This is a genomic window from Agromyces agglutinans, from assembly GCF_009647605.1.
Lineage (GTDB): Bacteria > Actinomycetota > Actinomycetes > Actinomycetales > Microbacteriaceae > Agromyces > Agromyces agglutinans.
The window spans coordinates 220301-232615 of record NZ_WJIF01000001.1; the positions used below are offsets into that span (position 1 = coordinate 220301).

Sequence of the window (12315 nt, forward strand, 5' to 3'; positions counted from 1 at the left end):
ATGCGGGGTACCCGGTCAAACGCGGGCCACCGGCGCGTCGCCACGCGGTCGTGCCTAGACTCGCGGTCATGACCGTGCTCATCGACCCGCCGCTCTGGCCGAACCACGGCACGGTGTGGGGACACCTCGTGAGCGATGCCTCACTCGACGAGCTGCACGCCTTCGCACGCCGCGTCGGCCTGCCGTCGCGCTCGTTCGACCTCGACCACTACGACGTCCCGGTCGAACGCTACGAGGAGCTCGTCGCCGCGGGCGCGACGCCGGTCGGAGCCCGGGAGCTCGTCCGTCGCCTCGCCCGCAGCGGCCTTCGCGTCACGCCGAAGCAGCGACGCGAGCGCTCAGGACTCGGATGACCCCGACGCCGGCTCGTCGGACCCTGCGGCCGCGCTGCGCTCGGCGTCGATGCGCAGGATCACGGGGGCACCGCCGGCGGTGCTGACCGCCGCGGTCGAGACGCGCCGGCTGCGCGCACGGCCCTCGCCGGGCTGCTTGGGCGCCGGAAGGGCGTCGAGCACCGACCCGAGCAGCGAGTCGGGGTCGACGACCGGCCGCTGCCGCTCGCGCGGTGCCGGCAGGTCGGGAAGCTCGGGCAGGTCGACCGCCGCCGGCTCGGCACCGGCCGCGCCGGCGACCTCACCGGAACCGCCGCGGTTCGCCGCGGCCGGCTCGCCGCTCGCGGCGGGCTGCGCCGGCGCGGCGCCGACGGCACCCGCGTCGTCGCCACCCTGATCGGATGCCTCGCGCGCCGTCGTCTCGAGGACGGTCACGGTCTGGCCCTTCGAGGCCCGACGGCGGCCGCGACGGCCGCTTCGCGGACCCGACTCGGTGGCCGCCGCGGCGGCCGGGGCATCCGTCGCCGGTGCGCCGCCCGCGTCTGCGGCGGGTGGGTGCGCGATCGTGGACGCCGCGATCTTGGCCAGTGCGTGCTTGACGTCCTCGGTGATCTCGTGGGCGCCGGGGTGCGGCGTCTTCTCGGGCTGGGCCTGCGGCTCGCGCTGCTGCGGCTGCTGCTGTCCGCCGCGGCCGCGACGACGCTCGGGCTGCTGCTGCGGGCGGTGGCGCAGGATCGGCTCGTGGTGCACGATGATGCCGCGACCGGCGCAGACCTCGCACGGCTCGCTGAACGACTCGAGGAGGCCCAGGCCGAGCTTCTTGCGGGTCATCTGGACGAGGCCCAGCGAGGTGACCTCGGCCACCTGGTGCTTCGTGCGGTCGCGCGAGAGGCACTCGACGAGCCGGCGCAGCACGAGGTCGCGGTTGGACTCGAGCACCATGTCGATGAAGTCCACCACGATGATGCCGCCGATGTCGCGCAGGCGCAGCTGGCGCACGATCTCTTCGGCGGCCTCGAGGTTGTTCTTCGTGACCGTCTCCTCGAGGTTGCCGCCCGATCCGACGAACTTGCCGGTGTTGACGTCGACCACGGTCATGGCCTCGGTGCGGTCGATGACGAGGGAGCCGCCCGAGGGAAGCCACACCTTGCGGTCGAGGGCCTTCTCGATCTGCTCCGAGATGCGGAACTCGTCGAACGAGTCGCGCTCGCCGGCGTACGCCTCGACGCGCTCGAGCAGGTCGGGCGCGACGGCGCGGAGGTAGCGCTCGATCGTCTGGCGCGCCTCGTCGCCCTCGATGATCATCTTCTGGAAGTCCTCGTTGAAGACGTCGCGGACGATCTTGACCAGCAGGTCGGGCTCGGAGTGCAGCAGCGCCGGAGCCTGCACCTTCTCGAGCTGTGCCGAGATGTCGGCCCACTGCGCGGTGAGGCGGTTCACGTCGAGGGTGAGCTGCTCGTCGGTGGCGCCCTCGGCGGCGGTGCGCACGATCACGCCGACGTTCTCGGGCAGCACCTCTTTCAGGATCTTCTTCAGCCGCGCGCGCTCGGTGTCGGGGAGCTTGCGGCTGATGCCGTTCATCGAGCCGTTCGGCACGTACACGAGGTAGCGGCCGGGCAGCGACACCTGGCTCGTGAGGCGGGCGCCCTTGTGGCCGACCGGGTCCTTCGTGACCTGCACGAGCACGCGGTCACCGGGCTTCAGCGCGAGCTCGATGCGACGCGGCTGGTTCTTTTCGCCGTTCTCGGCTGCGGCGTCCCAGTCGACCTCGCCCGAGTACAGCACGGCATTGCGGCCGCGGCCGATGTCGACGAACGCGGCCTCCATGCTCGGCAACACGTTCTGCACGCGGCCGAGGTACACGTTGCCGATGAGCGACGCGTCCTGGTTGCGGGCGACATAGTGCTCGACGAGCACGCCGTCCTCGAGCACGCCGATCTGGATGCGGCCGCCCTTCTGTCGCACGATCATCTGGCGGTCGACGGACTCGCGGCGAGCGAGGAACTCGGCCTCCGTGATGATCGCGCGCCGTCGGCCGGCGTCGCGGCCGTCGCGACGACGCTGCTTCTTCGCCTCGAGTCGAGTGGACCCCTTCACCTTCTGGGGCTCGGTGATGAGTTCGGGCTCGCGCGGCTTGCGCACGCGGACGACGGTGTTCGCCGGATCGTCGGACTGGCCGCGGGACTCCTCGCCGCTGCGGCGGCGCGTGCGGCGCCGCACGCTCGACGCCGACTCCTCGTCGTCATCGCCGGGCGCGTCGCGATCGGGGCGCGCGTCGCGCTCGGGCCGCTCGACGACCTTCAGGACGGGCGGCGCGCGGAAGATCAGCGAGGTCGTCGTGAGACCGTCGGGGATGGGCTCGAACTCGGGGCGGTCGGGCTCGGTCGCGGCTTCCGCCGCGTCGGCCTCGGCGCCCTCGGCGCTCGCGGGACGGTCGGCCTCGGTCGCGGCATCCGTCGCCGGGTCGGCCTCGGTCGCCGCACCCGCGCGCGGCTGCGTGGTCGCCTGCGTCGGCGAAGCGGATGCTCCGGCCGTCGCGTCATCGGCCGTCGACGCGGCCGCGGGGCTCGCGTCGGTCGGTGCGGGCTCCGGCGGATTCACCGGCTCCGGCGCGTTCGCGGCGCCTGCCGAGAGGTGCTTGCCGCGGGCGCGACGCCCGCCGAAGAGCCCGCCGCGCCGCTTGGGCGCCTGGCCCCCTTCGCCTGTCTCGTTCTTGTGCTGGTCGTTGCCTTCCACCATCTCTGGTGCACTCCTATGCCGGTCGCGACGGCCGCGCCGCCGGTCCCGGTACTCCTCGGAGCGGTTCCGTGCGTGGCGCGGTCCCGCCAAACTTCTCGTGAGCTCCCGGCCGTCGGCCGGGTCGCTTCTCTCTTCGCGGTGCGTTCACCGCCGGTGCGGATGCGGGGCATCCTTGAAAGCCTTCGTCGGCGTCGTGCCGGGCGCGGCCCGGACGACTCCTTCGATTATCGCACGATCGCACCGGGGTCACCGGAACCGCCATGCCCGCCGTGCCATAATCCGAGCATGGCCGACTCCCCCAGCCCCGCCGGCAAGCGCGCGCTCGGCGTGTTCCTCCTCATCGCGGGGGCCCTCGGCCTCCTGGCCGCGTGGGAGCTGTCGATCGAGAAGGTGCTCACGCTCGCCGACCCGTCGCACGTGCCCAACTGCAACGTCGGGGTGCTGGTCGGCTGCAGCACGAACCTCGCGTCGTGGCAGGGGTCCGTCTTCGGGTTCCCGAACCCGTTCGTCGGCATGATGGCGTGGCCGGTCGTGATCACCATCGCCGTCGCGCTGATCGGCGGGGTGCGCTTCCCGCGCTGGTTCTGGCTGGGCTTCAACGTCGGCGTCGCCGGAGCGCTCGCCTTCGTGGGGTGGCTGATCTTCCAGAGCATCTACGTGCTCGACGTGCTGTGCCCGTGGTGCATGCTCACGTGGGCGGTGACGATCCCGACCTTCTGGGCTGTGACGCTCGACAATCTCCGCGAGGGACGCATCCCCGCGAGCCCGCGCATCCGGCGCCTCGCAGCCGCCTGGTATGGCTGGATCCCGCTGATCACGGTGGTCTGCTACCTCGTGGTCATCCTGCTCGCCCAGGCGCAGATGAACGCCATCCCCCGGGTGCTGCTCGACCTGCAGAACCTCTGACCCGTCACGGCGGCCGAGGAGCGCAGCTCCCCGACCGCCGCGAGTCGGCCGTCGGATCAGGCGAACCAGAGCGCGAGCTCGCGCTCGGCCGACTCGACCGAGTCCGAGCCGTGCACGAGGTTCTGCTGGACCTTCAGGCCCCAGTCGCGACCGAAGTCGCCGCGGATGGTGCCGGGTGCCGCCGTGGTCGGGTCGGTCGTGCCCGCGAGCACGCGGAAGCCCTCGATGACGCGGTTGCCGGCGACGCGCATCGCGACCACCGGGCCCGACTCCATGAACTCCACGAGCGGCTCGTAGAAGGGCTTGCCTTCGTGCTCGGCGTAGTGCTTCGCGAGGAGTTCCCGGTCGGCCTGCACGAGGCGGATGTCGACGAGCGAGTAGCCCTTCGCCTCGATGCGGCGCAGGATCTCGCCGGTCAGGTTGCGGGCCACGCCGTCGGGCTTGACGAGGACGAGGGTCTCCTCGATCGCGGTGGTCATGGCGTTTCCTTCCCGGCCGCGTCGAACGCGGCCTTGTCTCGATCGATGCGGGCGCCCGTGATCATCGCGTACGCCCAGATGCCGCCGAAGAGTGCACCGACGAAGAACATCGCCGGATTGAGCAGCCCCGACAGCAGGATCAGCGCCTGGACGGCCCAGCCGAGGCCGTACGCCCAGGGAAACCGCAGCAAGCCGATGGTCGCGACCATCAGCACGATGCAGATGCCGCCGGCGACGAGGATCGCCCAGCGCGGCAGGTCGAACGGCGTCTCGCCGTCGACCGCGAGCCCCCACAGCACGAGCGCCGCGAGGAACACGACGATCAGCTCGAAGCCGAGCACGATCGACGCGAGGCTGCGGCGCACCGAGCGCGGCGCGGGCGGCGGCGTCGGGCCGGATGCGTCGGTCGCGCCGGTCGCGTCGGACCCGTCGCCGCTCATGCGCGGCCCCATCCGCGGTCATCGGCGTAGGCGAGCGCCTCGCCGACGAGCGTGATCGAGCCGGCCACGACGACGCCGCGGCCGGGTTCGGCGGCGGCCCAGTCGCGGGCGGTCTCGATCGCCTCCTCGAACCGGTCGACGACCTGCACCCGGTCGGGGCCGACGACGGATGCCGCGACGGCGCCGAGCTCGTCGGCGCCGACGGCGCGGTCGGACTCGCTCTGCGTGACGAGGAATCGCGCGCCGGTTCGGGCGAGCTCGCGGACGATGCCCGGCGCATCCTTGTCGGTGAGCACGCCCAGGACGATCACCAGCTCGGCGAAGTCGAAGTACTCCTCGAGCGAGGAGGCCAGCGACTCGGCGCCGTGCGGGTTGTGCGCGGCGTCGACGATGATCGTCGGGTCGCTCGCGATCCGCTGCAGGCGCCCGGGCGAGGTCGCCGCCGCGAGCCCGCCCTGCACGACCTCGTCGGCCAGCCGCACCGTGCCCGCGCCGAGGAACGACTCGACGGCGGCGATGGCGAGGGCCGCGTTGTCGGCCTGGTGACGGCCGGACAACGGCAGCGCCAGGTCGCGGTACTCCCCGGCGAGCCCGCGGACCGACACGACCTGCCCGCCCACGGCGACCTGGCTGTCGAGCACCGCGAATCCGCCGCCCTCGACCTCGAGGCTCGCGTCGCGCGACTCGGCGACCTCGGAAAGCACCTCGAGCGCCTCGGGGCGCTGGAACGCGGTGACGACGGATGCCCCGGGCTTGATGATGCCCGCCTTGGTGCGCGCGATCTCGGCCACGGTGGAGCCCAGCCGAGCGACGTGGTCGAGCGCGATGGGCGTGAAGACCGCGACCTGGCCGTCGGCGACGTTCGTCGAGTCCCACTCGCCGCCCATGCCCACCTCGAGCACGACCACGTCGACGGGGGCATCCGCGAAGACGGCGAACGCGAGCACGGTGAGCGCCTCGAAGAACGTCAGCGACGGCTCGCCGGCGGCCTCGAGCTCCGCGTCGACGATCGCGACGTAGGGCTCGATCTCCGACCAGATGCGGGCGACGTCGCCGTCGGAGACGGGCTGGCCGTCGACCCGGATGCGCTCGGTGAACCGCTCGAGGTGCGGGCTCGTCGAGAGGCCCGTGCGCAGCCCGCTCGCGCGCAGCAGGCTCTCGATGATGCGCGCGGTCGAGGTCTTGCCGTTGGTGCCGGTCAGGTGGATGACGGGCGCCGCCCGGTGCAGGTCGCCGAGCAGCTCGACGGCGCGGCGCGTGGCGCCGAGCCTCGGCTCGGGGGCCCGCTCGCCGATGCGGGCGAGCAGGTCGGCGTAGACGGCGTCGGCCGCCTCGCGGGCGTCGTCGTCGAACGTGTCGTCGGTCACACTGCCTCCAGGTCCACGAGCAGGCTCGATCCGTCGCCGACCGCCTTCGCCGCCGCGGCGCCGGCCACGTCGACCGACTCGGCGACCTCGAGCTCCGCGGCGAGGGTCTCGCCCGCGATCAGCTCGCGGTGCGCGTCGACGGCCGCGACGCCCGCGGCATCGAGCGTGAGACCCAGCCGGATGCGGTCGCCGACCGCGAGGCCGGCGGCCTTGCGCGCCTCCTGCACGGCGCGAACGACGTCTCGCGCGAGGCCCTCGGCCTCGAGTGCGGGGGTCGTGGCGGTGTCGAGGAGCACGAACCCGCCGTCGGCGAGGAGGCCGAGAGCGGTCTCGCCGTCGCCCGCTCCCCCGGCCTCGAGCACCAGGTCGTACTCGCCGGGCTCGAGCGCGATGCCGCCCGCGACGACGAGTTCGCCGTCGAGCGTCCAGTCGCCCGACCGGGCGCCCTGGATGGCCTGCTGCACCTGCTTGCCGAGACGCGGGCCGGCCGCGCGGGCGTTGACCGTGAGGCGCTTCGTGACCCCGTAACGGTCGGCGCTGCCCGCGTCGAGCGGCACGAAGGCGACCGACTTCACGTTGAGCTCGTCGCGCAGGATCGCCTCGAACGGCGCGAGGGCCGAGGCATCCGTGGCGACGACGGTGAGCTGCCCGAGCGGCAGTCGCACCCGGCGACCGGCCTGCTTGCGCAGCGCCAGCGCCGTGCTCGAGATCTCGCGCACCGCGTCCATGGCGCGGACGAGCGCCGGGTCCTCCGGGAACTCGGCGGCGTCGGGCCAATCGGTCAGGTGCACGCTGCGCCCGCCCGTGAGCCCGCGCCACACCTTCTCGGTGACCAGGGGCAGCAGCGGGGTGGCGAGCCGCGTGAGCGTCTCGAGCACGGTGTACAGCGTGTCGAAGGCCTCGGTGCCCGAGCCGTCTGCGGCGACGCCGGCCCAGAACCGGTCACGCGAGCGCCGCACGTACCAGTTCGTCAGCACGTCGGCGAAGTCGCGCAGCTTCTGCGCGGCGAGCGGCGAGTCGAACGCGTCGAGGTCGGCGGTGACGGCCACGACGAGGTCGCGCAGCTTCGCGAGGAGGTACCGGTCGAGCACGTCGGTCGACGTCGTCGATCGGGATGCCTCGTAGCCGCCCTCGCGCGCCGTGTTGGCGTAGAGCGAGAAGAAGTACCAGGTGCTCCACAGCGGCAGCATGAGCTGGCGCACGCCCTCGCGGATGCCCTCCTCGGTCACGATGAGGTTGCCGCCGCGCAGCACCGGGCTCGACATCAGGAACCAGCGCATCGCGTCGGAGCCGTCGCGGTCGAACACCTGGTTGACGTCGGGGTAGTTGCGCAGCGACTTCGACATCTTCTGGCCGTCGTTGCCGAGCACGATGCCGTGGCTGACGACGTTCCGGTAGGCCGGCCGGTCGAACAGCGCGGTGGAGAGCACGTGCATCACGTAGAACCAGCCGCGCGTCTGCCCGATGTACTCGACGATGAAGTCGGACGGATGATGCGTGTCGAACCACTCGCGGTTCTCGAACGGGTAGTGCACCTGCGCGAAGGGCATCGAGCCCGAGTCGAACCAGACGTCGAGCACGTCGGGGATGCGCCGCATGGTCGAGCGACCCGTGGGGTCGTCGGGATTCGGCCGCGTGAGCTCGTCGATGTAGGGCCGGTGCAGGTCGGGCTCGCCGGCGCCGTTGAGGGGCAGTCGCCCGAAGTCGCGCTCGATCTCCTCGAGCGACCCGTACACGTCGACGCGCGGGTACTCGGGGTCGTCGCTCTTCCACACCGGGATCGGAGACCCGAAGTAGCGGTTGCGACTGACCGACCAGTCGCGCGCACCCGCGACCCACTTGCCGAACTGGCCGTCCTTCACGTTCTCGGGCACCCAGGTGATCTCCTGGTTGAGCTCGCCCATGCGGTCGCGGAACTCGGGCACGCGCACGAACCAGCTGGACACGGCCTTGTAGATGAGGGGGTTCCGGCAGCGCCAGCAGTGCGGGTACGAGTGCTCGTAGCTCGCCTGCCGCAGCAGCCGCCCCTCGGCCTTCAGCACCTGCGTGAGCGGCTTGTTCGCGTCGCTCCAGAGCAGGCCCGCCACGTCGGTCACGACGGGCAGGAAGCGCCCGGCGTCGTCGAGCGAGAGGATCACCGGGATGCCCGCGGCCTCGCCGATGCGCTGGTCCTCCTCGCCGTAGGCGGGCGCCTGGTGCACGATGCCGGTGCCGTCTTCCGTGGTGACGTAGTCGGCGACGAGCACCTGCCACGCGTGCTGGAGGCCGTACGCCTCGACATCGGCGTAGTAGTCGAACAGGCGGTCGTAGGTGACGCCCTCGAGCTCGGCGCCGCGCACCGTGCGCGAGATCGCCGCGCGCGCGTCGTCGGCGGAGTCGTAGCCGAGTTCCTTCGCGTACCCGCCGACGAGGTCGCGCGCGAGCAGGTACTCGGCGCCGAGCACCTCGGTGTCGGATGCGGTGCCCGGGGTCTCCTCGCGCAGCACGGTCGCGTCGGGGGTGCCGTTCGGCCCGGCCGGCACGACGGCGTACTCGATGTCGGGACCGACGGCCAGCGCGAAGTTCGTCGGCAGCGTCCACGGCGTCGTCGTCCACGCGAGCGCGCGCACGGCGGTGAGGCCGAGCGACTCGGCCTTCGCACCCGTGAGCGGGAAGGTGACCGTGACGGTCTGGTCCTGGCGCATCTTGTAGACGTCGTCGTCCATGCGCAGCTCGTGGTTGGACAGCGGCGTCTGGTCGCGCCAGCAGTACGGCAGCACGCGGTGGCCCTCGTAGGCGAGGCCCTTCTCGTGCAGCGTCTTGAACGCCCAGATGACGCTCTCCATGAACGTCACGTCGAGCGTCTTGTAGTCGTGCTCGAAGTCGACCCAGCGCGCCTGCCGGGTGACGTACTCCTGCCATTCCTTCGTGTAGCGCAGGACCGCGTCGCGGGCGGCCTGGTTGAACGCCGCGATGCCCATCTGCTCGATCTCGCTCTTGTCGGTGATGCCGAGCTGGCGCTCGGCCTCGAGCTCGGCGGGCAGGCCGTGCGTGTCCCAGCCGAAGCGGCGGTGCACCTGCTTGCCGCGCATCGTCTGGTAGCGCGGGAAGAGGTCCTTCGCGTACCCGGTGAGGAGGTGCCCGTAGTGCGGCAGGCCGTTGGCGAACGGCGGACCGTCGTAGAACACCCACTCGGGCGCGCCCTCGCGCTGGTCGATCGAGGCCTGGAAGGTGCCGTCGGCCTTCCAGTGGCCGAGGACCTCCTGTTCGACCGCCGGGAAGTCCGGCGAGGGGACCACGCCGTGGTCGTCTGGGGTGCGCGGGTACACGCTCGCTCCTTGCGGGGACAGTTGCCGTGTACGAGGACGGCGACGGCTCCCTGAGCCGCGTCGCGGTACCACCTCGCTTGCCACGGGCATGCGCCCGCGACCCCTTGTTCTTCGGCGATGACGGGCCGGCCCCGTTCGGTTCTACTGGCGAGCGGATGCCTCGTGCCCTCGCGGACCCGCGACGCCGTTCGCGTTCTTCCGAAGACTCCCCGGTGATGGCCGGATCGCAGTCGTTGGCACCAGTGTACCGGGCGGCGGCTCAGCTCGTGGCGGGGCCCGTCGGCAGGGCGCGCTCGACGAGCGGGGCACGGTCGACGAGCGGGGCACGCTCGACGAGCGGGGCACGGTCGACGAGCGGGGCACGGTCGAGCATCGGGGCGAAGCCGCGGCACACCGGCGCGACCGCCCGGCGGACCTCCTCGGCGAGGTCGCCGCGCTCGACGCCCGACAGCGCCCACGTTCCGGCACCGGTCGCCGCGGCCGCAGCAACGGCGTTCGCCGCGGCCCGTACGAGCGCGGCGTCGATGCCGGGCGCCCGGCGGGCGAGGAAGTCGGCGAGCTCGCCGGCCACGCGAAGGAACCGGCCGAGCCCGGCTGCCAGGAACTCGTCGTAGGTCGCCATCGACTCGCGCTGGCTCAGCGCGATCGGCACGGCACCGCGCGGATGCCCCGCGGCGAGCGCGACCACGGCGTGCTCGAGCGCGGCCGAGGGTGCGAGATCGGCGGGGGTCGCGTCGAGCACCGGCGCCAGGAGCGCGAGCGTCTCGTCGACGTCGACCCAGAGCAGGTCGGACTTCGCGGCGAAGTAGTTGAAGAAGGTGTTGCGCCCGACACCCGCGCGCTGGGCGATCTGGTCGATCGTCGTCTGCCCGTAGCCCTGCTCGAGGAAGAGCTCGCTCGCGGCGTCCTCGAGGGTGCGTCGAGAGGAGGCGCGGGGGCGGCCGCCGCGAGGGCGATCGCCGGGCCGGTCGCCCCGCGAGCCGTCACGTGGGCCGCGGCCGCCGGAATCCGTCATAGGATCATTATGGACCGAGTACCGAAACCCTCCGGCCACCTCCCCCGCACCGATGGAGACCCACCCGCATGCCTGCTTCACGCTCCCGCCGCCGCTTGGCCGCACTGGCCGCCTCGTCGATCGCCGCGGTCGCGCTCGCCGCGCTCGCCGGCTGCACCGCCGCCGATCCGAGCACCTCGAGCGGCGCGCCGACCGAGGGCGGCACGCTCGTGTACGCGACGGGCGACGCCGAGCCGAGCTGCCTCGACCCGCACGTCGGCGGCAACTACCCGCAGGCGCTCATCGCCGGTCAGTACCTCGAGTCGCTCGTCTCGCTCGACGAATCCCGCGAGGTCGTGCCCTGGCTCGCGACGGGGTGGACCGTGAGCGACGACGGCCTGACCTGGGAGTTCACGCTGCGTGACGACGTGTCCTTCACCGACGGGACCCCGTTCGACGCCGCGGCCGTGAAGGCCAACATCGAGCACCTCCAGGATCCGGCGACCCAGTCGTCCACCGGTTACCTCGCGGTCGGCAAGATCGCGTCGGTCGAGGTCGTCTCCGACACCGTGGCGCGCCTGCACCTCACCGCGCCCGACAGCGCGCTGCTCGAGTCGTTCGCACAGCCGTGGACGGCGATCCAGTCCCCCGCCGGCATCGCTCGCGGCATGGACGCGAACTGCCAGGCCCCGATCGGCACCGGTCCGTTCGTCGTCGAGGAGTGGGTGGCGCAGGACCACGTGTCGCTCGTGCGCAACGACGACTACCACGGCGGCCCGGCCGACCGCGGCCGCGACGATGCCGCATACCTCGACGGCATCGAGTGGCGCTTCATCCCCGACTCGGCGTCGCGCTACGCCGCGCTGCAGGCGGGCGAGGTCGACATCATCGACAACGCGCAGCCCGACACGCTCGCCCAGGCCGATGAGGGCGGCGCCCTCGTCGAGATCGACGCGCCGCGACCGGGCGCCTCGAACCGGCTCGAGCTGAACGCCGGCCAGGCGCCGTTCGATGACGAGCGCGTGCGCGAGGCCTTCATCCGCGCGGTCGACGTGAACGACGGCATCGACAGCCTCTTCTTCGGCACGGCCGAGCGCTCGTACTCCGCGCTCTCGAGCGTCGAGCCGCTGGCCTACGCCGACGAGTCGCTCTTCGGCACCGACCTCGACGCCGCGAACGCCCTCCTCGACGAGGCCGGGTGGACCGAGCGCGATGCCGACGGCATCCGCTCGAAGGACGGCGTACCGCTCGTGCTGCGCTTCCCGGTCTCCACGAACCAGTCGATCCCGGCGGAGCAGTCGCTCTTCGAGCAGGTGCAGGCGACCGCGAAGGAAGCCGGCTTCGACGTGCGCATCGAACCCGTCGACCTCTCCAGCTGGTACGGGGCGCTCTTCGCGAACGAGTACGAGCTGGTCAGCGCGCCGTACACGAAGATCGGCCCCGACGTGCTGCGCATCCTCTACCACTCCGACAGCATCACGCCGGCCCCGAGCGGCTACTTCGCCAACCTCGCGCAGCTGAGCGACCCGCAGCTCGATGCGCTGCTCACCGAGGCCGCGTCCGAGTCGGAGCCCGCCGCGCGCGCCGCACTCTACGAGCAGGCGCAGCAGATCATCCTCGGCGGATTCCACGCGCTGCCCCTGTACGACCAGCAGAACCACTTCCTGCACTCGGCGGGGCTGCAGGGCGTGCGCGCGATGCCGACCGTGTCGACGCCGTGGTTCGCCGACGCCTGGCTCGCCGGCTGATC

At 72.2% G+C, this 12315-nt stretch carries 9 protein-coding genes; 3 read left to right on the forward strand and 6 right to left on the reverse strand.

Annotation, left to right across the window (positions count from 1 at the left end; all coding sequences use genetic code 11):
- The first annotated feature begins 68 nt into the window (after positions 1–68).
- Positions 69–353 carry a DUF4031 domain-containing protein gene (locus GE115_RS01095; protein WP_153682981.1) on the forward strand — a complete coding sequence of 95 codons (285 nt, stop codon included), beginning with the start codon at positions 69–71 and terminating at the stop codon, positions 351–353.
- Here the strand turns inward: GE115_RS01095 and GE115_RS01100 are convergent.
- Positions 339–3071, reverse strand: coding sequence for an Rne/Rng family ribonuclease (locus tag GE115_RS01100; RefSeq protein ID WP_153682982.1), 2733 nt, complete (start codon positions 3069–3071; stop codon positions 339–341). The genes GE115_RS01095 and GE115_RS01100 overlap by 15 nt on opposite strands.
- A gap of 285 nt (positions 3072–3356) precedes the next feature.
- Here GE115_RS01100 and GE115_RS01105 point away from each other — a divergent pair, with 285 nt between their 5' ends.
- Complete coding sequence (locus GE115_RS01105) at positions 3357–3977, forward strand: vitamin K epoxide reductase family protein (RefSeq protein WP_153682983.1); 621 nt, start codon at positions 3357–3359, stop codon at positions 3975–3977.
- Between the two features lie 56 nt (positions 3978–4033).
- Here GE115_RS01105 and ndk read toward each other — a convergent pair whose 3' ends face one another.
- The 5 genes from ndk to GE115_RS01130 all read right to left on the reverse strand — a co-directional run bounded on the left by ndk (position 4034) and on the right by GE115_RS01130 (position 10586).
- Positions 4034–4456: a nucleoside-diphosphate kinase gene (gene ndk, locus GE115_RS01110; RefSeq protein WP_153682984.1), complete on the reverse strand. Its 423-nt coding sequence runs from the start codon at positions 4454–4456 to the stop codon at positions 4034–4036.
- Positions 4453–4896: a DUF4233 domain-containing protein gene (locus tag GE115_RS01115; protein ID WP_172979632.1), complete on the reverse strand. Its 444-nt coding sequence runs from the start codon at positions 4894–4896 to the stop codon at positions 4453–4455. The genes ndk and GE115_RS01115 overlap by 4 nt, the downstream gene beginning before the upstream one ends.
- Positions 4893–6263, reverse strand: a complete 1371-nt coding sequence (locus GE115_RS01120) for a bifunctional folylpolyglutamate synthase/dihydrofolate synthase (protein WP_312854758.1) — start codon at positions 6261–6263, stop codon at positions 4893–4895. Before GE115_RS01120 ends, GE115_RS01115 begins: the two co-directional genes overlap by 4 nt.
- Positions 6260–9661 (reverse strand): isoleucine--tRNA ligase, encoded by a 3402-nt coding sequence (gene ileS, locus GE115_RS01125; RefSeq protein ID WP_153682986.1) that lies wholly within the window; start codon positions 9659–9661, stop codon positions 6260–6262. The genes GE115_RS01120 and ileS overlap by 4 nt, the downstream gene beginning before the upstream one ends.
- Positions 9662–9830: 169 nt before the next feature.
- Positions 9831–10586: a TetR/AcrR family transcriptional regulator gene (locus GE115_RS01130; protein ID WP_153682987.1), complete on the reverse strand. Its 756-nt coding sequence runs from the start codon at positions 10584–10586 to the stop codon at positions 9831–9833.
- A gap of 68 nt (positions 10587–10654) precedes the next feature.
- Between GE115_RS01130 and GE115_RS01135 the strand changes: the two genes are divergently transcribed.
- On the forward strand, positions 10655–12313 hold the full coding sequence (locus tag GE115_RS01135; protein ID WP_153682988.1) for an ABC transporter substrate-binding protein: 1659 nt from the start codon (positions 10655–10657) through the stop codon (positions 12311–12313).
- The last annotated feature ends 2 nt before the right edge of the window (positions 12314–12315 follow it).